The sequence below is a fragment of the Rheinheimera baltica genome (genome assembly GCF_030731985.1).
Lineage (GTDB): Bacteria > Pseudomonadota > Gammaproteobacteria > Enterobacterales > Alteromonadaceae > Alishewanella > Alishewanella baltica.
Window position 1 is genome coordinate 172105 of the sequence record NZ_JAPJDY010000004.1, and the last position, 24616, is coordinate 196720.

Consider the following 24616-nt stretch of genomic DNA (forward strand, 5'->3'; position numbering starts at 1 on the left):
GTAAGGTTTTGCGTCAGTTTGGTGCAAACATTTTTAATGGCAAGCTGAGTTGGTGTTGCACTGCATTTTGCCAAGCATAGTGGTACCAGCTTCATTCTCAAAAGTTAAGCACTGTGCTAACCTGCCATCATCTTGTTTTGCCAGAGAAATAGCATGCTGCAGAGCGGTTTTGTCGTTATCCATAGCAATCAGCTTGAAACCCTGCGCGAGCTACTCGTGCAGTGGATGAGTCGCCATCCTATTTCTGTATTGGGCACTGAAGAAATTCTGGTACAAAGTAATGGTATTGCGCAGTGGCTTAAAATGGCGCTGGCGGAAACGGCTAATGACCACCCCGGCATTGCCGCAGGCTTACAAGTAGAGCTACCAAATAAGTTTGTCTGGCAGTTATACCGCGCCGTATTGGGTGACAGCATTCCCAAAAGTTTACCCTACGATAAAATCAACTTAGGCTGGCGTTTGCTGGGGCTGTTGCCACACCTTACTGACAGCGTTTTTGCACCATTACAACGTTATTTACTGGATGATATTGATGGCAAAAAGCGTTATCAGCTGGCGCTGCGCTTAGCCGACTTATTTGACCAATATCAGGTATACCGGGCAGATTGGTTAAAAAGTTGGCGCGACGGTGCCAATGCCTTGCCGGGCAGCAAACAGCAACTGGTGCCTGAGGATCAGCTATGGCAACCGGCGTTATGGCGTTTGGTGCAGCAGCAACTGGCTAACGTGTGTGATGAGGGGGCTTATTCCAGCCGGGCAGATGTGCACAGTACTGCTTTGGCCGCCTTGCAACAGGGCAAGCTGGCGCGGCCAGACCTATTGCCAGAGCGTATTATTGTGTTTGGCGTGTCGTCTTTGCCGCAGCAAACGGTCGAGCTATTAGCGGCGTTAGGCGCGCAGCGTCAGGTCATTTTAACGGTGCTTAACCCTTGCCGGCATTTTTGGGGGGATATCAGCACTATTAAAGATGATATGCGTGGTGCACAAAAACGTCATCAGCGTAAAGCAGGCTTACCTCAGGTGCTGGACGCTGACGCATTGTATTTGCATGCCCCGGTATTGCTGGCCAGCTTAGGCAAGCAAGGGCGGGATTACGTGAGTTTGCTTGACCAGTTTGACCAGCCAGAGCTTTACCAGCACTGGTTTAATGGCCGTATCGATTTATTCTCAGCGCCAGTTGACGATATTAGCCGCTTACCCCTGTTGGCGCAGTTACAACAGGCCATGTTAGAACTGGAGCCGACGCCTAATCCACCGCGTGCCCTGGCCACTGATGACAAGAGTATCCAGTTTCATATAGCGCATAGTCGCCAGCGCGAAGTGGAAATTTTGCAGGATAACCTGATAGCGGCCTTTGCGGCTGATCCCAGCTTACAAGGACGCGATATTATCGTGATGACGCCGGATATAAGCCAGTATCAAAGCCATGTGCATGCCGTATTTGGCCGTTTGGCACCAGACGATGCCCGCTTTTTGCCTTACACCCTGGCGGATCAAACTTTGCGAGGCAGCCAGCCACTTTTGGTTGCGTTGGAATATATGCTGGACTTACCGCAGCAGCGTTTTGCCCTCAGTGAAATGTCAGATTTGCTCGACGTACCAGCTATTCAACGCCGTTTTGGCATTAACCCCGATGCCTTACCGCAGCTGCGATTGTGGCTGACAGAAGCGGGTGTGCGCTGGGGGTTGGATGCAGAGCAACGCGCGGGGCTTAAACTGGGTAACCTGGATAACAGTTTCAGCTGGATGTTTGGTATTGAACGGATGTTGCTGGGTTTTGCCATGGGTGATGAGCCCGAATGGCAAGGCTGTGCGCCCTATGCTGAGGTAGCGGGCCTGGGCGCCGCAGAGCTGGGGCCGGTATTGCAGTTTATTCAACAGTTAAAGCGCTGGTACAGCAATATTAGCCAGAATACCGACCGCAGCCTGGTGCATTGGCAGCAACTCATGCTGGGTGAGCAAGGCTTATTGCTTAGCCTGTTTGATTTTAGTGACGAGCAAGACCAACTGATTTATAGCCGGTTAAGCGATGCTTTAGTGCAATTAGTTGATGCCGCCGACAGTGGCGATTTTGTCGGTGAAATTAGCCTGGCAGTGTTGCGTGAAGCCTGGTTAGAGCAAGCCAGTAGCAGCGGTTTAAGCCAACGCTTTCTGGCCGGCAGTATTACGTTTTCAACCCTGATGCCAATGCGGGCTATTCCGTTTAAGCGTATTTACCTGCTGGGGCTGAATGATGGTGATTATCCGCGTTCGCGCATGCGCGATGATTTTGATTTAATGGCGCAAGAATACCGGCCGGGCGACCGGTCGCGACGAGATGACGACCGCTATCTCTTTTTAGAAGCATTACTCAGCGCACGCCAGGCGGTGTATTTAAGCTGGGTAGGGCGTAATATCCGAAATAACAGTGAGTTACCTCCCAGTGTGTTGGTTAGCCAACTGCGTGATTTACTGAACAGCGGCTGGCACATTGCTCCCACAGCTAAGGATAACAAATGCACTGTCGCCGATAGTTTGACAACGGTATACCCGTTGCAACCGTTCTCAACGCAGTATTTTAACGGTAACTTTGCGACATATGCCCATGAATGGCAGGCGGCATATCAACCCGCCGAGCTGCCAAAATCGCCATTATCACCAGAGGGTAGCGACACCTTACCGGTGTTAACGCTGCGATTGCTGGACGACTTTCTGGCTAATCCATGCCGGCATTATTTAACCCAGCGTTTTAAAACCCGGTTTTATCGTGCTGAACTGGCTGCGGAAGATACGGAACCCTTCGTGCTGGATGCCTTGCAGTTGTATCAGTTAAAGCAGCAGCTGCTTGATCAGTTGTTGCTCAATCAGCAGGCGCAAAATGATGATCGCTATCTTGATGCTGCGGTGAGCCAATTGGCAAAACAAGCGCGTTTGCCGCTGGCATTGTTTGGCCAGTTAACCAGCGCCCAAATCGCCCGTGAAGTAGACGTGGTGTTTAGCCGTTATCGGGCTGCCGGTACGCATTGGCAGCGGCGCACGCAAGCGTTACCGGTAACATTGCAGGCCGGAGTTTTGCAATTGCAGGATACGCTAAGCAATGTGTATTTCAGTGATGCCGGCCAACAGGCGCTTATTTTATTACGGCCGTCGGCCATTAAAAATAAGGGCGAGTTACGCTGGCACACATTACGCAGTGCCTGGTTGCAGCAGCTGGCAGCAAACGCACAGGGCGAAGCGCTGTCTATTTATCAATATGGCTTGGATGACGCCGTGCAGCTATTAGCGCAGCCACAAGCCAAGGCGCAGCAACAAGTAGAAAGCTTGATACAAAGCTGGCAAAGTGGTTTGGCGCAGCCCCTGCCTATAATGCCAAAAACAGCGTTTTGCTATTTACAAACCGGTGATGAAGCCAAGTGCCGGGAGATGTTTGAAGGGGGGTATCAGCACAGTGGTGAACGCGACAATTCGCCCGAGCTGGCCCGTTATTACCCTGATTTTGCCAGTTTGATGGCTGCGGGCTTCCCAGATTGGGCCGAAAAAGTGTATGGCCCGTTATTGCAAAGCCAGGTTGTGGCGAGCACAGATAGTGAGGGCCAGCCATGAGTAAGGTGCATGAGTTACAGCCGCTAAGCTTTCCCTTGCACGGTTGCCGACTAATTGAAGCCAGCGCCGGAACCGGAAAAACTTACACGCTGGCCGCACTTTATTTGCGTCTGGTGTTAGGCCATGGCGTGCAATCGGCTACTGCAGCGCAAACTACCGCCTTTGTACGGGCATTATTACCGCCTGAGATTTTGGTGGTGACCTTTACCCGCGCGGCTACCGCAGAGCTTAGAGACCGCATTCGGGCGCGGCTGGTTGATGCAGCCACGGCTTTTCGGCTGAGCAGCACCGACGAGACAATGCTACAAAGCCTGCTGGATGATTACCCTGCAACACAATACCCCGCCTGTGCCGCAGCGTTAGAACGCGCTGCACAGTGGATGGATGAGGCGGCTATTTTTACCATTCATGGTTGGTGCCAGCGCATGCTGGCTGAGCATGCCTTTGACTCGGGTATGGCGTTTGGCGAGCAACTTAGTGACGATAATCAGCAGCTTTTACACACGCTGGCGTGCGATTACTGGCGGCGGTTTTTATACCCGCTGCAAGATGCACAATTGCTTCATGCCTTAGGCCGTGTTGCACAGTCGCCTGAAGCGTTGCTGGCAGATGTGCAGCCCTGGTTGCAGGCCGATGCCGTTAATATGCAATTTAATGTGGCAGGCCAGGCTTTGCCTAAGGCGCTAAGCCCACAACAGGCCGCGGAACCCTTAGCGCAGTGGCAGCAACACCTTAGCACCTTGTGTCAGCAAGTCGTGCCGTTGTGTAGCGATGCCGTGTTGCACCTGTTGGATGATGCCTTTGCCAACAGCTGGCTAAACGGTACCAAATTTAAAGCTGCAAATTGGCCCGCCGAACGGGCATGGTGGCAAGCACTTTTAGCTGATCCGCAGCTGTTACAAGCGTCTAATGCGGATGTTGTCAAAATGGTTGGCAAATACAGCGTCAGTAATTTGGCCGCGGCGCAAAAAAAAGCGCAGCCGCTGGTAAGCCATGCCGTATTCCAGCTGTTTGACGATATTACCCAGTGGCTTGCGGCTAAACCGCAGTTAGCCATCCAAGTACGTCATCATGCTGCGGTGTGGCTGGAAGCTGAGTTTCGTGCCCGCAAAAAGCAGCGTGCCGAGCTCGATTTTAACGACTTGTTGCTGCAACTTTATCAGGCGTTACAGGGCGACGGTGGGCCGGTACTGGCTGCACGCATTCGGGCGCAATACCCGTTTGCTATGGTGGATGAATTTCAAGATACGGATCCACTGCAGTTTGCTATTTTCCGTGCCATTTATCCGGATGTTGAAAGCCGCGACAGCGCCCTTATTTTGGTGGGGGATCCCAAGCAGGCGATATACAGTTTTCGTGGTGCAGATTTACATACTTACTTGCAAGCGCGCTATCTTACCAGCGGGCGTCATTACAGTTTAGCGAAGAACTTTCGCTCAACTACTGCATTAGTTGATGCGGTGAACGCTTTGTTTGAACAGGCAGAGCAGCAACGTGGCGCCTTTGGCTTTGGCCAGGCGGAAGAAACTCCTTTACCCTTTATTGGCGTGTCGGCACAAGGCAAAACGGCGCAGTTGCAGCTGGGTGAACACCCTGTACCAGCGTTAAATTATTGGTTGGCCGAACATGATCCGGCTGAGCTGAAAAAAGGCGCTTATCAAGCTATGATGGCGGAGGCTTGCGCGGATCAGATAGCGTTACTATTGCAGCAGGCGACAAAGGGTAAGGCTGGATTTGCTAACCCGGCGCAGCCTGACGCTGCCTTAACCGCACTGCAACCGGCGGATATCGCCATCTTAGTGCGTGATCGCAACGAAGCGGCGTTGGTAAGACAGCAACTACGTGCCCGTAATATCCGCTCGGTGTATTTGTCAGACAATGAGTCTATTTTCCAAAGCACAGAAGCCAGTAGCATGTTGTACTGGTTGCGCGCCTGTCATCAGGTTGAAGATGACAGTGTGCTGCGTGCGGCATTAGCGTTACCCATGTCAGAAAATAGTGATGCCCAGCTACAACATTGGTTAAACGACGAGCTGGCCTGGGAGCAGCTTACTGAACAGATCCGCAGTTTTCGCCAAATTTGGCGGCAAAAAGGCGTACTGGCCATGCTAAGTGCCTGGCTGCATTACTTTGCCTTACCGGCTAAGTGGCTGACGCAAGAGCAGGGCGAGCGGCGCTTAACCAATGTGCTGCATTTGGCCGAGCTACTGCAAACTGAAAGCCAGCAACGGGATGGTGAAACCGGCTTAATACGCTGGTTGGCGGAGCAATTAGATGCCGGCGGGGCGAGTGATGAACACCAATTGCGACTGGAAAGTGATCAGCAGTTAGTGCAAGTGGTCACTATCCACAAAAGTAAAGGTCTGCAATACAACCTGGTGTTTTTACCGTTTATTTGTGGGGTGAAAACGGTAAAAAAAGACCGGCCGCAGCGTTATTTTAATGGCGATACTATGGTGCTGGATTTAACCCCCGACGAGGCCGCGCTGGAACGCGCTGAGCAAGAACGTTTGCTTGAAGATATCCGGCTGTTGTATGTCGCGTTGACACGGCCGGTATTTGCCTGTTGGTTGGGGCTGGCGGCCTTTAGTGAAGGGAATAGCAAAAAAAGTAAACTGGCGGCCAGTGCTTTAGGTTATTTACTTAGCTTGCCAGCCGAGTGCAATGCGGCAGATATTTCAACTGCATTAGCTGCGTTACCCTGGCAGGCACACGCTATGCCCGGGCGGCAGTCGCCATTAACCCTGGCGCCATTGCAGCACCTAACCCCAGCACTAAGTTTATCGGCGCCGATTCGACGTGAACGCTGGTGGATTGCCAGTTATTCAGCGCTGCGCACCGGCAGTTATCAGGTTGAAGCGGAACAAACAACGCCGGCATTAGCCGCCGATACTGCGCTAGACAGTGTGTTGCAAGAGGAAGCGGCTCAACCGTTGTTGGTTAGCGAGCAACAGCACAGCATTCACGATTTCCCCCGCGGCGCCGTGCCGGGCACTTTTTTACACCAATTACTGGAAGATGCGCAGCAGCAGGGCTTTGCTAACTGCAACGAAGAGGGTATTGCAGCGCTATTACAGCAGCAATTGGCACGTTATAACTGGCAGGATTGGCAGCCCGTATTGCAGCAATGGTTAAGCCAGATGCTGCACACCCCGCTGGCTGGCATTGGTTTGACGTTACAGCATTTAGAGCACGAGCGTGCCGAACTGGAATTTTGGCTACAAACCGAACAGGTGCATGTCGTAACACTGGACCGGCTGATTTGTCGCGCTATATTGCCCGGTGTTGCGCGACCTGCCTTATTGCCAGACACCTTAAACGGTATGTTAAAAGGCTTTATAGACTTAACCTTGCAAGGGGCAGATGGCCGCTACTGGGTGCTGGATTATAAGTCGAACTGGTTGGGAGTAGATGATGCTGCCTATACCCCGGATGCGATGCAAGAGGCGTTACTAGCGAAGCGTTATGACGTGCAGGCCTCGCTGTATATGCTGGCGCTGCATCGCTTGTTAAAGTTACGCCAGCCCGGCTACTTGCAGGCGCCAAAACGTTACATGGGGGGCGCCCTGTATTGGTTTATGCGTGCCCCGAAGCATGGCCAACTTACTTTGGAGGCGTCATTGGTGTTGCTACAGCAATTGGATGACCTGTTCGCCGGTAAACCGGTTACGGAGAGCGCAGATGCAAATTGATATGTTTGCCGAACCCAATGGCGTTGACGTGAATGCATCGGGTGTATCTGAAAAAGCCCAACATATTGCGTTAACAGACCTCAGCCAGATGCAGGCGTTGTTGCAGCGCTGGGTAGACCGGCGCTGGCTTAGGGCATTGGATGTTCAGTTACCTCATACTCTGCATCAGCTTGCCGTTGAGCCTCAGCCGCTAATGTGGTTGTTTACTGCATTGTTGTGCCATCAATATGGCCGTGGCCATAGCTGTATTTTAATTGATGATTTACTCACTGACCCAGACGCCTTACTGAGTTTGCCGCCACAGAACCAGTTTTTACAACGCTTTACGGACAAACCTTCCGTGCTGTTAGCCGGGTTAACCCTGCAACAAGTCGATGCGGCGCTCAGTAGCAGCCCCTGGCTACAAGGCAGTGGTGCAGCGCCGCTGGTGCATGCTGAGGCTAAGTTGTATTTAAACCGGTTATATCAGGCTGAACAGCAGGTAAAGCGTGGTATTGCTGCGCGGGTTGCTAATGTTATTAGCGTATCCACCGAGGTAAAACAGGCTTTAGATACCTTGTTTCCTGCACCGTCAGCGCCTAATACGGCTGCTGCCGACTGGCAAAAGCTGGCCTGTGCCATGGCACTGCAACGGCGCTTTAGCATTATTACCGGTGGCCCGGGCACTGGCAAAACCACGACAGTAGTAAAATTGCTGGCGGTGCTACAGCACAGTGCCAATAACCGCCTGAGTATTAAACTGGCGGCGCCAACCGGTAAGGCGGCGGTGCGACTGACTGAGTCGATAAGCGGTGCACTGCAAAAATTACCTGCGGCCTTTACGCAGGCTATTCCAACTGAAGTAACCACATTGCACCGCTTGCTGGGTGCCTTACCAAACCGGCGCAGTTTTAAGCATCATGCTGCGGCGCCGCTCACCTTAGATGTACTGGTGGTTGATGAAGCGTCCATGGTTGATTTAGAAATGATGGCGGCACTGCTTGATGCACTGCCGCCACAGGCGCAGCTTATTTTGTTGGGTGATAAAGACCAGTTATCGTCGGTTGAAGCAGGCTCAGTACTGGGCGACTTATGCCGTGGTGCCGATAAGGGCGGTTACAGTGTCGCAACGTTAAACCTGCTACAGCCTTACACCGCGGCTGATTTAAGCCCGTGGCAATCTGAGGGTTCGGTGTTAAACCAGGCCACGGTGATGTTGCGCCACAGCCATCGCTTTGATGCAAATTCCGGCATAGGCCAGTTAGCATTTGCGGTAAACCGTGGTGACACCCTTGCAGTAGATCTATTTCATCGCTTTAGTGATATCCGCATGCTGCCAGGTAATACCTTAGCAACGCTGCGCGACACTGTCGTTAAGGGGTATAGCCAATACTTACAGTGCATCAATGCAGATAATAGCTCGCGGGACGATTGGGCCAGGGCAATTTTAAAGGCCTACAGTCAATTCCAGCTACTGTGTGCCTTACGCAGTGGCGACTTTGGCGTAGAGGGGTTAAACCAACATATTAGCCAATGGCTAATGGCCGCGGGTTTAATTCAGGCTAACCAACTGTGGTATGTTGGCCGTCCTGTGATGATGCAGCGCAATAATTACAGTTTAGGCCTGATGAACGGTGATATTGGTATGACGCTGCCAGACCCGCTAAGTCAAAAGCTGCGGGTGGTGTTTCAATTGGCTGATGGCACGGTAAAGTGGGTGTTGCCCAGCCGGTTAAGTGACGTTGATACCGCCTTTGCTATGACAGTGCATAAATCGCAGGGCTCAGAGTTTAGCCATTGTTGCCTGGTATTGCCGCCGGACAACAGTCCCATTTTAACCCGTGAATTGTTATACACCGGCATTACCCGGGCAAAAACACAGTTTTCCTTATTGTGCCCCAATAGCGCGCTTTTAGCGCAATGCATTAACACGCGGGTTAGCCGCAGCAGTGGGCTGTAGTGGTATCACTGTAATACTGCACTACTTGTATTGTTGTCGACATGGACGACCTGATGGTTCTTGTGCAATTACGGCAGTCTATAATTTACAGCCATTAGCGAAATAACATCGGAGGCATTGTGCAACATATTTCATGTAAGGCATTAATTCAGCACGGTTCATTTATCAATGGCAGTTGGCAGCTGCATGACAATCGCTTTGATGTCATTAACCCGGCAAACCAAGAAGTATTGGCCCAAGTTGCCACAGCCACTGCGGCAGATGCTGAGCAGGCTGTATTGTCGGCTGAACTTGCCTTTGCCGCCTGGGCGGCACAGCCCGCGGCAAAGCGGGCAGAAATACTGCAGCGCTGGTATCAGCTGATTATGCAACATCAGGATGATTTGGCCCGTTTGTTAACGCTGGAACAAGGTAAGCCGCTGGCGGAAGCTAAAGGTGAAATTGCCTACGGAGCGTCTTACATTCAGTGGTTTGCTGAAGAGGCCAAACGGCTGTATGGCGATACCATACCAGCGCCATCGGCCGATAAACGTATTATTGTGCAGCGCCAGCCAGTTGGCGTAGTGGCGGCGATAACACCGTGGAATTTCCCTAATGCGATGATAGCGCGTAAAGCAGCAGCGGCATTAGCGGCGGGCTGTACCTTTGTGGTGAAACCGGCGCAGCAAACGCCATTGTCGGCATTGGCGTTAGCTGAGCTGGCAGATCAGGCCGGTATTCCGGCCGGAGTATTTAACGTGGTGGCGGGCACTGACGCCAAAGGCATTGGTGAGGTATTAACCCGACACGAAAAAGTGGCCAAGTTCAGTTTTACCGGCTCCACAGCAGTGGGTAAACAGCTGCTAAAACAGTGTGCCGATGGCGTAAAGCGGGTATCGATGGAATTGGGAGGTAATGCACCTTTCATTGTATTTGACGATGCTGACATAGACGCCGCCGTACAAGGTTTGATGCTGGCAAAGTTTCGTAACGCCGGCCAAACCTGTGTCTGTGCTAATCGCATCTTAGTGCAGCGTAGTGTGTATCAGTCCTTTGCCGACAAACTGGCCATTACCATGACACAACTAACGGTGGCGGATGGCTTAGCGGATGGCAGCCAAATTGGGCCGTTAATCGACGACAAAGCCGTCGCGAAGGTCACGCAGCTGCAGCAAAGCGCACTAGACCAAGGGGCAACATTATTACTAGGCGGCGGCTGCCATAGCGCTGGCAAACAGTTTTTTCAGCCGACCTTAATCAGCGATGTTAACGCCGATATGGCGATCAGCAAGGAAGAAATCTTCGGCCCGGTGGCAGCGCTAATGGCGTTTGATACTGAGCAAGAAGCAATTGAGCTGGCCAATAATACCGAATATGGCCTGGCGGCATACTTTTACAGCCGGGATATCGGCCGGGTGTTCCGGGTCGCGCAGGCGTTGCAGTTTGGTATGGTGGGTATTAATGAAGGCGCTATTTCTAACGCGGCAGCGCCTTTTGGCGGCGTGAAGCAATCCGGGTATGGCCGCGAAGGCTCGCATTACGGGCTGGACGATTACACCGATATTAAATACCTCTGTTTAGGCGGATTATAAAGCGCAATGCGATGAGCCATTGCTTCTTAACGCGGAGAAATCAGCCAGGTGAAAGGTGACATGTTAACCTATTGCTTTTATTGCGGCGTTAAGCTGTTTAGCCGTTGGCGGATTACACCCCGCGCTCGCGATATTTAAGCTGGCAGCCAGCATGGCACGTTGCAGGCATTGCGTTAATTCTGCCGTGCTGATCTGTGCTGCTGAAGGTAGCCCCAGCTGCAGTAATGCGGCAAGCAAATTTGCCCAGAAAGTATCGCCTGCACCGACAGTATCAACAAAAGGTGTGGCCACAACAACCGGTAAACTCATGCTGTGCTGTTGCCAATACAGGGTGGCACCTTTTTCGCCTTCGGTTAGCGCCAGTAAGGCTGAAGGCGCGCAATCACGCAGTGCGTTAAGGGCTTGTTGCAGATTTAGTGTAGGAAACAACAACTGTAAGTCTTCGTCACTGGCTTTAATAAACTGGCTTTGTGCAATAACGTTCAGCAGTAAAGTACGGTAGCTGTCGACATTTGATACGGCATTAATGCGCACGTTGATGTCTACGGCCAGTTGAATGTCTTTTGTATGGCAAGCCTGAACTACCGCATTTATTCGCTCGCCATCTTCTGGTTCTAAGGCTAATGATCCCAGGTGCAGCAGCTTGCAATTTTCTGGCAGGGCAGTAATTTGTTGCGCCGCGCTGATGTCCCGGTCGGCAATACCGGTACGATATAAACTGTATTCGGGCTGGTGCTGCGCATTTATGCTAACCATGGCCAGCGACGTGGGGGCGCGGCTAAAAAACGGTAAGCCATAGTGTGCGTCGTTATCGGTTAAGTAGTTTAAAAAGGCACTACCAAAATGGTCCTGTGATAATGGCGATAAATAGCTGACAGCAATATTTTGTCTGGCCGCACCAATGGCTACATTAAAAGGTGATCCGCCAAGGCAGGGACGATAGTGCCCGTCAGGCGTTGGTATCATATCAACCACATTCTCTCCAATAACTGCAAGCATGATGGCTTCCTTTAATGTTACATTGTTAAGCATGGCAAAAAGCCTTCGCAAATAATGATAAAAGCATATAACTTAATTGATTAAGAAGATAGTGAAAAAGCACTGGCATGATGAGTAAATTAACCCTTAAAAGCGTTGCTAAAACCCTGGGTGTGTCGACAGCGACTATCTCAAATGCATTTAACCGCCCCGATCAGTTGTCGGTTGCGCTGCGTGAGAAAATACTGCAGGCCTGTAAAGAGCTGGGCTACTTTGGCCCGAATAAAGCAGCGCAGTCGCTGCGTAAAGGCAGCTCTGGCATTGTGGCAGTGATTTTGTCAGACTCGTTGGAGTATATGGTCAGCGATCCGGTAGCCAGCCAGTTTTTGCAAGGGGTTGCGCGTGAGCTGGAGCGTAATCAAGCGCACTTGTTATTGTTTTCTGGCAGTTCACCCAGTTTAGAGCCCATTAGCGACTTTGTTGACGGCTTTATTTGTTACGGTGCGCCGCGAAATCTGACATTAATTGAACAATTGCAGCAGTCCAGAAAGCGTGTACTGACAGTCGACTTTGACTTACCCGGCCGCCCTTCGGTTAATATCGATAATGAGCAAGCTGCCTTTGATAGCGCTATCTCTGTGCTACGTGCCGGAGATACGGTTACGGTGTTAGGCTTGCGTTTAATTGATTCAAACCAGAGCCAGGCTGTGGGCGATGCGCCAATGTGGGATAACCTTAGCTCTATTGCACACCGGCGGTTAGACGGTTACCAACGCGCCATGCAGAAGCAAAACCTGACACTATCTGCTGATTATATTTGGCATATTCCCGAGAGCAGTCAACACTATGCCCGTGTTGCCGCCAAAGCCGTACTGGCGATGACACCAAGGCCAACGGTCTTGTTGTGCATGAGTGATTTAATTGGTTTAAGTGCGATGCGCGAAGCGCTGCAACTGGGGTTACGTATTCCAGAAGATATTCGCGTTGTTGGCTTTGACGGTATTGAAGAAACGTTGCGGTACCATCCAACATTAACCTCGGTATGGCAATTTAGTGATAAGAAAGGCGAAGCCGCCGTCAGGGCTTTTTTAAACCCTGACGACACAACTTTGCAGTTACCTTATGAGCTGCGTATTGGCGAAAGCAGTTAATTAATTCTGTGTTAAAGGCTGTTTAGCGACAGCGATTCGGCTTGTTGTCCGCCATGCTGCCAGTGAATGGTTGCCTGCAATGAAGCTAAACTAATTTCTAAGCTGGCCGTGTGCGCCTCGTGTTGCCAGCACAACTGATATTGGTCGTTGTTAAGTGTTTGGCTAAATTTGCCGTTAAATGCCTGCAAACTACGGCGTAGTTTAATCAGTTGGCACAGTGCTTTTACTACCGGTTTTTGCAGGGCGTTTTCAACTTTATCTGCGGTTAAATATGGCCTGCCAATGTCGCGGCCTACCCTGCTTTTTTGCAACAGCTCAACATCATTTTCCATCGCCAGCAAACCGGCATAATAAATTTGGCTAATGCCAGGGCAAAACAGTTGTATGGCCCTGGCAAGCAAATATTGTTGATCATTTTGCCCCAACGCATCATAAAAGCTGCAATTTACCTGATATAAATCGACATTATTCGCCGCGCTACCAGTGGCCAGTTTAGAACTGCCTTTGCTGTTTTTGTGAATGGTTTCGACCAGGGTATCTAGCTCTGGGTCGGTTAACAAACCGGGCTGCCCTTGGTAATCTGCTGCATCAACAATACCAATGCCATCATGGGTATCAAGCACGGTAATGCAGTTGCGCGGTGCAATATCCAGCCAGTGTTTAAGTGCTTCAGCATTTCGGCTAAACAAGGTATGCAACACCAGTGGTGGCAGGGCAAAGTCGTATACCATGTCACAACGTTTGGCGATCTCAATCTGGGTTTGATGATAGCCGTGTATTTCGACCAGACATACCATACCTCGCGCTTTAGCTCGCTCTGATAATGCGGCAATAAACTCAAAGGTTTCTGGCAGCATAAAGCAGCGCGTGCCGGCTTTTTTAATGGCGTAGCCGGCGGCGTCCAGGCGTATGTACTTCACGCCATTTTCGGTAAAGCGTTCGAGTATGGCATTAAGGTATGCCTTACCCGCTGCAGAGTTGACATCAATATCAATTTGGTTGGCCGTAAAGGTGGTCCAAAACGGCACCTTGCGACCATCTTTAAGCGCGATATCAGTAAAAAACGGCGTGGGTCTTGGCCGGTATACTGCAGATATCTGCTCAGCAGTAGCGCCTTCGCCAAACACGGTGTCTTTGGTTAAAAACAATGGCCAGTAGGGCGATTTCTCGCCATGTTCCAGTACATCTAAAAATTGTGGCGACTGGGCTGACATATGATTCACAATCATGTCTGCCATAACAGGAAAATCTGCTGCAAGAGTACGAATATCGTCCCAGTTACCTAACCGGCTGTCTACTGCCGTGTGGTCAGTTGGATCAAAACCGGCATCTTCGCCATCAATGGGTGGGTAAAAAGGTAATAAATGCACACCATCAAAAAGTCCTGCTAAAGGCCCTTGCAGCATCTGATGTAAGTTGTTGATTTTTCCACCACTAAGCCGGTCAATGTAGGTGATTAGCTGGATCTGATTGGTGTGGTTTTTACTGTTCATGAAAATATTCCTGAAAAAATATTTGCTTCTTAAACGATTAAGATATAGCTTTAAGCCAACGGACGACTTTGTCAACCCCCGGTGAATAATAAAACCGGCCTGAATGATAAAGCGTGGCGTTCAGATAAGTTTGTTGGAATAGGTGCGCTTACACCGAGCCAAACAAACCATAAAAACGGGGAACACTATGCTTACTTCTGAGACGAAGCGTGAAGCTGTCGGGGCGGCTGGCACGTTAGTAACAGGGCAGGATTTACAGCGCCAGGTGCGCTGGATGACCTATCTGATGTTTTTTGTCTTTGCCATGACAACCGATGCGGTTGGTGTGATCATTCCACAAGCGATGGCTGAGTATCAGTTAACGCTGTTCCAGGCCAGTGCGTTTCATTATGTTCCAATGCTTGCCATTGGTTTAGCGGGCCTTTTTTTAGGACGTTTGGCCGATAAACTCGGTAGAAAAAAGCTTATCATCGCTGGCCTTAGCCTGTATTCCCTGTCTTGTTATGCCTTTGCGGTAGGCAACAGTGCATTATTCTTTATTCTGTTAATGGGGTTGTGCGGCCTGGCGATAGGTATATTTAAAACCGCCGCCCTGGCACTAATCGGTGATATTAGCCCAGACAGTAAAAGCCACACCCGCACCATGAACACTGTAGAAGGCTTCTTTGCCATTGGTGCCATAGTTGGCCCTGCTATGGTAGCCATTATGATTGCACAGTCTATTCACTGGACTGTGCTGTACTTATTTGCAGGTTTGCTGTGCACGGTACTCGTGGTGATGTCTGCCCGTTTGCCTTACCCCCCTTATGAAGCGTCGGCTGAGCAGGTATCGTTGCGCAGTTCGTTAGCCTTGGTAAAAGATCGCTACGCCTTAGGTTTCTCTTTGGCTATTGCATTGTATGTTAGCTGTGAAGTGGCCATTTTTGTTTGGTTACCAACCTTGCTGGCCGATTACAACGGCGCATGGCAATTTATGGCAGCACAAGCCATCACCGTATTCTTTATCTTAAGGGCGCTGGGGCGTTTTTTGGCAACAGCCATTTTAAGTCGCTTTTGCTGGAGCAGTGTCATGGCAGTGTTTACGTTATGTATTTTCGGCTGTTTTGTTGTCAGCTTAATTGGCGGCAGAGACTTCGCTGTTTGGTTAATGCCCTTATCTGGCCTGTTTATGTCAATGATTTACCCCACGCTTAATTCAAAAGGTATCAGCTGCTTTAACCGGCAACAGCACGGTGCTGTGGCGGGCCTAATATTAGCCTTTACTGCGTTAGCTGCGGCGGTAGCCCCGGCGCTAATGGCAATCATTGGCGATGTTGCCAATGACGTGGCGGCTGGCTTTTATTTGGCGACATTATTTTCTGCCATGTTAGCAGTGGCCATGGTGTACAACTGGCTGAAACAGCCAGCAAAAGCTAAACTGGAGCAGATGTCTTCCAGTTAACATTTTTATATCAAACTAAACTTAAACGATTAAGATTTGCAGACTATCAAAAGAATAGATCGCGACTTCAACACGGGAGATAGGCAATGAAAAAGCATACTTTAACACGCTGTACTGTTGCGTTGGCAGTGAGTTTGGCTTTAGGCAGCACAACGGTTTTTGCCCAGCAAACACCTGCAGAGCAACCTGCTGATAGCAGCACAGATGCGAATAACGAAAATGCCGGTTTAGGCTTTGAGCGTATTGTGGTAACAGGTGCGGTATCACGCAACCAAACGGTAATGCAGTCAAGTGTGTCGGTAAGTAGCTTAACGACTGACGATATTGCTATTGCCACCCCGCGCAGCACGGCGGAAATATTTCGCATGTTACCGGGCGTGCGCAGTGAGTCTACTGGTGGTGAAGGTAACGCAAACATTGCGGTACGCGGCTTACCGGTAGCTTCTGGTGGTGCAAAATTTTTAACTCTGCAAGAAGATGGTTTGCCTGTACTGCAGTTTGGCGACATCGCCTTTGGTAATGCCGACATTTTTGTTCGTGCCGATGCCAGCTTGTCACGCTTAGACGTGATCCGCGGTGGCTCAGCCAGTACGGCAGCCAGTAATTCACCGGGTGGTGTGATTAACTTTGTTAGTAAAACCGGGCTTGAAAATGGCGGTAGTATTGCGTTTACTACCGGGTTGGATTACGACAGCTTTCGCACCGACTTTGATTACGGTGGTGATATTAACAGCGATATGCGTTTTCATGTAGGTGGCTTTGTTCGTCAGGGCGAGGGCGTGCGGGATCCCGGCTACCAGGGTGAGAAAGGCTTTCAAATTAAAGCGAATCTCACCAAAGAGTTTAATTCTGGTTATGTACGGCTGTACTTTAAACACTTAAATGACAAAGCCGCCAGTTATATGCCAATGCCAATGTATGCCGATGGTAGTTCGGTGCCCGGTTATGATGCCGGTTCTGATACCTTGCAATCGGCTTATCTAACTCAAACCGTGCGTTTAAATGGCGACAACCAACTGTCACGCGGGGATATTCGCGATGGTATGAACCCGGTAGTGAATAGCGTTGGTGTAGAAGCGGTATTCGATTTATCTGAAGGCTGGACCTTGGAAAACCGTTTTCGGGTGAGTGATATTAGCGGGAATTTTATTACGTTATTTCCGGCGGAAGTGGGTAATGCACAGGATATAGCTGACAGTATTGCTGGCGCCGGTGCCAATATTACCTATGCGGTAGGCCCTAATGCCGGTGATGCTTACACCGCTGAAAACGCCATGCGTATTCATACTTTTGATGTTGAATTAAATGACTTCGGCTCTATCGTTAACGATTTAAAACTGTCGCGTCGTTTTGGTGATGTTGACGTGAATGTGGGCTACTACGTAGCCGACCAAAACATCAGTATGTCATGGTTGTGGAATTCTTATTTCATGGCATTAAAAGGCAACAACGCTGAACTGCTTGACGTAACTGCGTCTGATGGTACCGCGTTTACTGAGCAAGGCTTAACCGCTTATGGCGTGCCATTTTGGGGGAACTGCTGTCAGCGTAACTATGACACCGAATACAGCATTAAAGCCCCTTATGCCAGCGTAAGTTGGGCTTATGAGGCACTCTCGCTGGATGCCAGCATCCGGCGTGACATTGGTAGTGCATCGGGTACCTATGCTGGTGCCGTCCAAAGTAGCCTCGACATGAATGGCGATGGTGTTATTAGTCAGGTAGAGCAAAATGTTGTCGGCATTGATAACGCCAATGCCAGTATTGTTAATTATGACTGGGGGTACAATTCGTACTCGTTTGGCGCCAACTATCAGTTTACTAAAGACTGGGCGATGTTTGGCCGCATTAGTAAAGGTGGCCGTGCCAATGCAGACCGTTTGTTGTTCGGTAAGGTGAATGCCGATGGCAGTGTGGCAAAAGAAGACTCCATTGATGAAGTAACCCAGTATGAGCTGGGTAGTAAAAGTCGTCACGGCAATCTAAACCTGTTTGCTACGCTGTTTTTTGCTGAAACTGAAGAGCAAAATTTTGAAGCCACCAGCCAGCGTTTCTTTGACCGTGCCTACACGGCTCGTGGTATTGAACTGGAAAGCAGCTACCGCATTGGCGACTTTGATATGCGAGGGTCTGTAACCTGGACTGATGCTGAAATTGATAAAGATGCGTTAGCACCAGAAGTGGTGGGTAATACACCACGTCGTCAGGCCGACTTTATTTATAACCTATTAGCGCGCTACTTCTTTGAACAAGCTCAGGTAGGGGTAAGTGTTACGGGATCAACCGGCGCTTATGCGCAAGACAATAATGATCTTAAGTTCGACGGCTACACCCAGTTTAATGCCTTCGCCAGTTACGATTTGGTGGAAAACCTTACCGTGTCGTTAAACATCAATAACGTGTTTGATGAAATTGGTTTAACAGAATCAGAGGAAGGCTCGGTGCCGGCTAACGGTATTATACGTGCGCGCACTATTAATGGCCGCAGTGTATCGCTTGGTTTGGCATATAAGTTTTAATGCTTAACACTAAACTCCTTTGGGGCGCCTTGGCGCCCTTTTTTGTGTCAAAGACTAAGCAGTTGTTTAAAGCGGGCGCTATGCCGGCGTGATACTTCTACATTGCTGGCATCACACAAAACAAGTTCAAGGTTGCCTGCGATGGTTAAATCGATGCTGGCAATTTTTTTTATATTAATAATTTGCTGACGATTCGCCCGAAAGAATAAGTGCTCTGGCAAGCGGGCTTCCAATTGGTTAAGCGATTTATGAATCAGTGGCCGGTGGCCATCAAAGTGAACTTCAGTGTAATTACCGACACTGGTAAAGTGCACAACCCTGCTAAGCTCTAGCATCCAGCACTGCTCGCCGTCTTTGACAAAAACGGAGCTGTTAGCCTCTAATTTAGAGTTTGCCGGAGCAGTATTGTCTCGCCTATGCTGCACGCGCTGTAATGCTTGAGCTAAACGGGCAGGCTCTATAGGTTTAAGCAGATAGTCGAGGGCATCGTATTCAAACGATCTCACCGCATAGTGATCATAGGCGGTGGTAAATATCACCGCAGGTTGATAACTCAGTGCATCAAGTAATTCAAAACCATTTTTGCCCGGCAATTGAATATCCAGAAATAACACCTCTGGCTGTTGTTGCTCTATTGCCTGAATAGCCATGTCAGGCTCTTCATATTCACCCAACAACGTAATGTCGTGGTGTTGCAACAACAGATTTTTTAGCTCTACGCGGGCGAGCCTGGAGTCTTCAACAATCATGGCAGTGGTCATGGTGCTTCCTCTACTATACAAGGGATGCGTAATTCCGCGATAACACAACCTTGTGTTTCACATAAACGGAAACTAGCCTCATCGCTAAAGAGTAACGCAAGCCGTTGGCTAATATTGTTCAGGCCCAGTTGGGTAGATTCTTCAGCGTAGGGTGCCCGCTTTAGCTGTCCGGGGTTAATGACCTGTATTAACAGCTGCTGTTGTTCCAGTTGAATATGCAGCGTTAATTCACCGCCATGTTTAACCGTGGCAATACCATGCTTGATGGCATTTTCAACTAACATTTGAATCATCATAGGGGGTACTTGATAGCGCTGTGCGTCAACAGCGATATCAAGATGCCACTGTAAACGTTGTTCATATTGAATTTTCGCCAGCGCAACAAAGTCGTTCACGGTATCTAACTCGCTTTGCAGTGAAACAAAATTTTGTTTCGGTGCGGTGAGGCCATAACGTAAAACCTTCGCCAGCAGCGTCATGCTATCTCTGGCTTTAGGCACGTCTTCTAACATTAATGCCCGGATGTTATTTAACGCGTTAAACATAAAATGTGGGTTAATTTGACCAATCAGGGTATTTAACTGTGCATCTTTTAACGCATTGGCCAGAGCGAGTTTATCCACTTCAGATTGACGCCAGCGGCGCAAATATTGGCTACCAAGATACAGGCAACTCCAAATCAACATTAGCGGATAAATACCGACGACATTGCCCAAAATGGTGTTGATATTAAATAACGACGGGCCGTCTGGCATAACAAGGTTTATTACGCTGAACATGCAAAAAATGACTGCTGAGGTAGCCAATAAAGATAAGCCCATAATCGGTATGCCCATCTGTAGCAGCGGCATATCAATAACCTGCAGCGTGCGGTAGCACCAGCGTAAACTGTGAGTACTCAGTATGCCTAACACAATAAAAAACAGATTGGTGAGTAGCTGCTCTAGCACATTGACGTCAGGTCGCAACAGCTGAAGTAAAAAATTGGCTGTGGCGGCAATTAACCAGCCAATCAGTTGGCATTTCCAGTAACGATTCAGGTGCATCTTCATAGTGTGCCCTAATAAAGAGGAAGGCATGAATTGCCTTCCTGTTTTCAATAGCTTACCACTGCCACAGTGCTAAGCCGAGATAATCAAAATGATAACAGTAGACTGCAAGAAAATTGGCAGAAATAACACTGACAACAGTGAAGTAGCGAGCAAAACACGAGGATTCGGTTTTAAGCGCACGCATTACCAGCCACAGTGCAATGGCACTGCTAATGGCAAATGCCAGGCTGCCAATATAGATTGTCAGCGTTTGCCAGTTTATATAGGCAGTTTCAAACAACGACAGATTAAATAATGCGCTGATAACGGCCACCAGACATAACACTGTCAGTAATGGCATCAACCGCAGCCAAAGCTGCTGACGTGATATTAACTTGCCGCGCAAGGCATTAATACACCATACGGGTGCATAGCATAGGGTTAGTAAAAATACGCTGAAGATAAAGCCCAGCATAATAAGCGGTAACCATGCACTTAAGAAGGACGTTTTTATTAAGTAGTCACCGTCTAAATCGATAGCAAAACCCTCTACGGTATTACCAATAACGCTAACTTTGGCAAAGCCCTCACCCGCTTTAGCAAACTGTCCCTGGCCAAGGTAGACATATTCGCTGGCATCACCAAGCAGTGGCGCGACCACTAAGGTACTGCCAGAGGTGGTTAGTTTAGCCACCGCAGTGCTAAAGCTAATACCGGCAAAGATTTGATTACGCTCATTGCTGACACGATAGTAGCCGTCCAAATTCTCCAAATCGATAGGTAACAGCGTTGCATCGGGCAATGGCGCATTCTGTGCTAGTAACTGTGTAATCGTGTCTACAATTTGTCTCATGCTGGCACTACTGCTGTTTATCATCACGACATAGCCCAGGTTGAGATCACGGTTATAAGCATACGAGGTTAAAAATCCGTCAATGCCGCCATTATGTCCCAGCCATTCACGCCCATTGCGAGTGGCATGGTATATGGCTTTAGCATAGCCATACGCTAAGCCCTGTTTGGCGGCTAAGGTCGACTCTGGTTGTTCCATCTGTTGAATAGTCTGTGGGTTAACATAAGGCACGCTGTCGGTTTGTCCCCGGCTTAATAACCAAGACCCTAGTTGTGCTAATCCTGCCGCAGTACAATGTAAGTTTCCGGCCGAGCGTAAATAAATTTGTCTAAAGGCAACAGCTTCGCCATCGACAAAGCCTGCACTAAGATCTGCCTCAGGTATGTTTGATGAGTTAAGATGGCACTGAGTAATACCCAGCGGTAACAGCACATGCTCAGTGATATAATGTTCAAAGCTTTGGCCAGAGTAGAGTTCGATTAAATGGCCCAAAATCCCATACCCCGGATTACTATACGCATGGCGGCTTCCGGGCTGCCAGCGCACGCGCAGCGATGCAGCATCACGGTTCACGGCATCTAGAATAGTTATATCCGGTTCGCTTACATTGTAGAAATTGCGAAAATGCATGTCGTCTAACCCGGCTGTGTGTTCCAGCAAGTGAATAACCCGCACGGGATCCGTGTTTTGCCAAGCGTTGTTAATCAGTAACCGTGGCTCGAGTTGCAGCACGTCATCTTGCAAGGTAAATTTACCTTGATTCACCAACTGCATAATGGCTAAGCCAACAAAGGTTTTGGTTGTTGAACCAGCACGAAATAAGGTGTTATCCGATACTGGCGTTTGTTTTGCGCTGTCAGCGAAGCCAAAGTGGTTTTGCCAGAGGATGTTTTTATCGTCAAATACCGCAACCTGCGCCCCCAGTACGTTCAAATCGGCAAACTTGGTTTCCAGTTGCGTGGTTAATTGATTGAAATCTAACGGTACTGGGTTGGCAAATAATGCACTGCTAACTATGCCGCCAAGCAATGTCATCGCAGTTAGTATTTTATTCTTCATGGTATATCCCTTGCTGTTTCTTGTTGATGTAGCGACATCATCGATAACATGAAGGGGAAAGTCAGAAAAATTACATGATTGGTTGTAACAGCTGATGAGCGGTAAAGCACATGCACCTGTTCTAAAGCGTTTTCGTGTGTTTTAGGTGTGCGAAAATGCTTGTATCTAGTATTGGATAAGCTGTTGCTGCGATTATTGCCACAAATATGAAATCCGTTATCTGTATCTTAAGCGTATACATCAAAAATATTCTCACTGTTCAGAGCTGTTATGAGCCAATAATCTGGCTACACTGAAACAGAGCCTAAGGAGAAATGCTATGGATAATGATGTAATCCTGCTTGAACAGCAGAGCCTGGAAGCCCTGCGTCATAACTACCCTCAATTGCAACAACTCAGTGGCAGCATTATATTTTTAGCCGAAGCTGAATCACACATGCTAACTGCTACTGCATGGCAATTAGCCGAAGCTGATAACATGATGCTGAGAAAGTCAGGGGTAAAAAGTGCTATTTTGGAATTACTTGATACCTTGGTTGAACAGCGCAAGCGGCAACGGATTCGGCCAAATCGGGAAGGGCGCTTGCTACTCGATAATGGTCAGCTAGTGGTTGAATGGCTTAGCGATGGCAGTATTTCGTTGTCAGCTTACAAAAATGCCAGTTGAGCTGAAAAGTGGTATGAGTTAAGCCGAATAAGTGTGCTTAACTCCCCTTTAACTTATGCTCGTCTCTTCACTGAGACTCTGCCAGTGGCAGAGCTTTCGATTTAAAAAATCCATTCAGTCGATATTGTTGCTCTAGAAGCGCTAATCAAGAGAGTTTAAAGCTATTCCACGTTTTGGATCTGCTCGCGCATCTGCTCTATCAGCACCTTCAGCTCTACCGCCGCATTGGTGATGTCGGTGCTGATGGCTTTAGACGACAGTGTGTTCGCTTCGCGGTTAAATTCCTGCATCATAAAATCTAACCGTCGGCCGCAGGCGCCGCCTTTTTTCAATGTGTGGCGGGTTTCTTTGATGTGCGCATCTAAACGGTCCAGCTCTTCTGCTACGTCAGATTTTGACGCTAAAAATGCCATTTCTTGCTCTAAGCGGCCGTGGTCGATGTCGGCTTTAATGTCGTTTAAACGGTGTAAAATGCGGTCGCGCTGCCACTGCATGGCTTGCGGTAAATGGCCGCGCACAAACGCGACTTGTTCGCCAATGGCAGTTAAGCGCTGTTGAATCATTTCTTCTATGGCGTTGCCTTCGCGGCCACGGCCGGCGAGAAAATCCTGCATGGCGGCGTCAAACCCGGCGAGTAATTCACCTTGCATGGCGTCTAAGTCTTCGCTTTGGCTTTCCATTACACCAGGCCAGCGCAGAATGTCGGCAATATTTAGCTGCGCTTGCGGGGCTTTTTGCAGCAGCTGCTGGGCTTTTTGTAATAATTGCTCGGCAAACTCAGCATTCATGCTTAGTTCGCCCGCGGCTTGGTTGGCATGGTAGCGCAGGTTTACTTCAATTTTTCCGCGCTGCAAGTTGCTGCGCAGCTTGTCGCGCAAAATGCTTTCTAAGCCACGAAATTGCTCAGGTAAACGAAAATACGATTCAAGGTAACGTTGGTTAACCGAACGGATTTCCCACTGGGCAGTGCCCCAGCTGGCTTTGGTTTCGTGACGGGCGAAGGCGGTCATGCTGTGGATCATAATGAATTCTCTGGCGACAAATAAAACCAGAGTATACCCGAGGCTAAGGCTTTTTGGCGAATTGCTCGCTTTGGCCGCCTACGTGCATTTAGAAATTCATAGCGTATAATGTCGGCCATTGTTAATTTCAGGAGTGCAGCTATGCGTCCAAGTGGCAGAACCGCCAGTCAGATCCGTCCCCTTACTTTTACCCGTCAATTTACTGCTCATGCTGAAGGCTCAGTATTGGTTGAGTTTGGCAACACCAAAGTAATTTGTACCGCCAGCGTGGTTGAAGGTGTACCGCGTTTTATGAAAGGCCAGGGCAAAGGCTGGGTAACGGCAGAATACGGTATGTTGCCACGCGCAACTCACACCCGTAATGACCGTGAAGCGGCACGTGGTAAGCAAGGTGGCCGTACGATGGAAATTCAGCGCTTAATTGGCCGTGCACTGCGTACCGCTGTAGATTTAAAACTGCTGGGTGAAAACACCATTACTATCGACTGTGATGTTATTCAGGCCGATGGCGGCACGCGCACCGCGTCTATTACTGGTGCTTGTGTGGCGTTAGTGGATGCACTTAACCATATGCGTGCTAAAGGCACGATTAAAACTAACCCGCTTAATTTTATGGTGGCGGCTGTTTCAGTAGGTATTTACAAAGGCACCGCAGTGGCCGATTTAGATTACGCTGAAGATTCAAATGCAGAAACCGATATGAATATTGTGATGACCGAAACGGGTAAGATCATTGAAATTCAGGGCACGGCAGAAGAGGCACCATTTAGCTTTGAAGAAATGCAGCAGATGATGGATTTAGGCAAGCATGCGATTCGCGAAATTATCGACGAACAAAAACGCGTACTGGCTTAAGA

At 49.2% G+C, this 24616-nt stretch carries 15 protein-coding genes; 9 read left to right on the forward strand and 6 right to left on the reverse strand.

Features of this window, described 5'->3' with window-relative positions; genetic code table 11:
• Positions 1 to 153: 153 nt before the first annotated feature.
• From recC to ORJ00_RS08320, 4 genes are all read left to right on the forward strand, one after another.
• A complete protein-coding gene (recC, locus tag ORJ00_RS08305; protein WP_306139545.1) occupies positions 154 to 3582 on the forward strand; it encodes an exodeoxyribonuclease V subunit gamma in 3429 nt (1142 codons plus the stop codon).
• The gene (recB, locus tag ORJ00_RS08310; protein ID WP_306139546.1) at positions 3579 to 7274 is read left to right on the forward strand and encodes an exodeoxyribonuclease V subunit beta; all 3696 of its coding nucleotides are present in this window, start codon (positions 3579 to 3581) and stop codon (positions 7272 to 7274) included. Before recC ends, recB begins: the two co-directional genes overlap by 4 nt.
• Positions 7264 to 9213 (forward strand): exodeoxyribonuclease V subunit alpha, encoded by a 1950-nt coding sequence (gene recD, locus ORJ00_RS08315; RefSeq protein ID WP_306139547.1) that lies wholly within the window; start codon positions 7264 to 7266, stop codon positions 9211 to 9213. Before recB ends, recD begins: the two co-directional genes overlap by 11 nt.
• Before the next feature lie 119 nt (positions 9214 to 9332).
• Positions 9333 to 10784, forward strand: a complete 1452-nt coding sequence (locus tag ORJ00_RS08320) for an NAD-dependent succinate-semialdehyde dehydrogenase (RefSeq protein ID WP_440480646.1) — start codon at positions 9333 to 9335, stop codon at positions 10782 to 10784.
• 63 nt (positions 10785 to 10847) lie between these two features.
• On the opposite strand, the gene ORJ00_RS08325 is transcribed toward ORJ00_RS08320, so the two are convergent.
• Complete coding sequence (locus ORJ00_RS08325; protein ID WP_306139549.1) at positions 10848 to 11783, reverse strand: PfkB family carbohydrate kinase; 936 nt, start codon at positions 11781 to 11783, stop codon at positions 10848 to 10850.
• Positions 11784 to 11890: 107 nt separating this feature from the next.
• Here ORJ00_RS08325 and ORJ00_RS08330 point away from each other — a divergent pair, with 107 nt between their 5' ends.
• Complete coding sequence (locus ORJ00_RS08330; protein WP_306139550.1) at positions 11891 to 12913, forward strand: LacI family DNA-binding transcriptional regulator; 1023 nt, start codon at positions 11891 to 11893, stop codon at positions 12911 to 12913.
• A gap of 11 nt (positions 12914 to 12924) precedes the next feature.
• Here the strand turns inward: ORJ00_RS08330 and gtfA are convergent, their stop codons facing one another.
• Entirely contained in the window at positions 12925 to 14406 is a 1482-nt protein-coding gene (gtfA, locus tag ORJ00_RS08335) for a sucrose phosphorylase (RefSeq protein ID WP_306125773.1), read from the reverse strand.
• 187 nt (positions 14407 to 14593) lie between these two features.
• On the opposite strand from gtfA, the gene ORJ00_RS08340 reads away from it, so the two are divergent.
• Entirely contained in the window at positions 14594 to 15847 is a 1254-nt protein-coding gene (locus ORJ00_RS08340; protein ID WP_027670406.1) for an MFS transporter, read from the forward strand.
• Positions 15848 to 15933: 86 nt separating this feature from the next.
• Entirely contained in the window at positions 15934 to 18366 is a 2433-nt protein-coding gene (locus tag ORJ00_RS08345; protein ID WP_027670407.1) for a TonB-dependent receptor domain-containing protein, read from the forward strand.
• A 47-nt stretch (positions 18367 to 18413) separates the two neighbouring features.
• On the opposite strand, the gene ORJ00_RS08350 is transcribed toward ORJ00_RS08345, so the two are convergent.
• From ORJ00_RS08350 to ORJ00_RS08360, 3 genes are read right to left on the reverse strand one after another with little or no spacing between them, the layout of a single operon-like run.
• Positions 18414 to 19127 carry a LytR/AlgR family response regulator transcription factor gene (locus tag ORJ00_RS08350; protein ID WP_027670408.1) on the reverse strand — a complete coding sequence of 238 codons (714 nt, stop codon included), beginning with the start codon at positions 19125 to 19127 and terminating at the stop codon, positions 18414 to 18416.
• Entirely contained in the window at positions 19124 to 20179 is a 1056-nt protein-coding gene (locus ORJ00_RS08355) for a sensor histidine kinase (RefSeq protein ID WP_306139551.1), read from the reverse strand. Before ORJ00_RS08355 ends, ORJ00_RS08350 begins: the two co-directional genes overlap by 4 nt.
• Before the next feature lie 52 nt (positions 20180 to 20231).
• On the reverse strand, positions 20232 to 22070 hold the full coding sequence (locus ORJ00_RS08360) for a serine hydrolase domain-containing protein (RefSeq protein ID WP_306139553.1): 1839 nt from the start codon (positions 22068 to 22070) through the stop codon (positions 20232 to 20234).
• A 319-nt stretch (positions 22071 to 22389) separates the two neighbouring features.
• On the opposite strand from ORJ00_RS08360, the gene ORJ00_RS08365 reads away from it, so the two are divergent.
• A complete protein-coding gene (locus tag ORJ00_RS08365) occupies positions 22390 to 22737 on the forward strand; it encodes a hypothetical protein (RefSeq protein WP_027670410.1) in 348 nt (115 codons plus the stop codon).
• Positions 22738 to 22898: 161 nt separating this feature from the next.
• On the opposite strand, the gene ORJ00_RS08370 is transcribed toward ORJ00_RS08365, so the two are convergent.
• Positions 22899 to 23759, reverse strand: coding sequence for a YicC/YloC family endoribonuclease (locus tag ORJ00_RS08370; RefSeq protein WP_027670418.1), 861 nt, complete (start codon positions 23757 to 23759; stop codon positions 22899 to 22901).
• Between the two features lie 141 nt (positions 23760 to 23900).
• Between ORJ00_RS08370 and rph the strand changes: the two genes are divergently transcribed.
• Positions 23901 to 24614 (forward strand): ribonuclease PH, encoded by a 714-nt coding sequence (rph, locus tag ORJ00_RS08375; RefSeq protein ID WP_027670419.1) that lies wholly within the window; start codon positions 23901 to 23903, stop codon positions 24612 to 24614.
• Positions 24615 to 24616 lie beyond the last annotated feature (2 nt).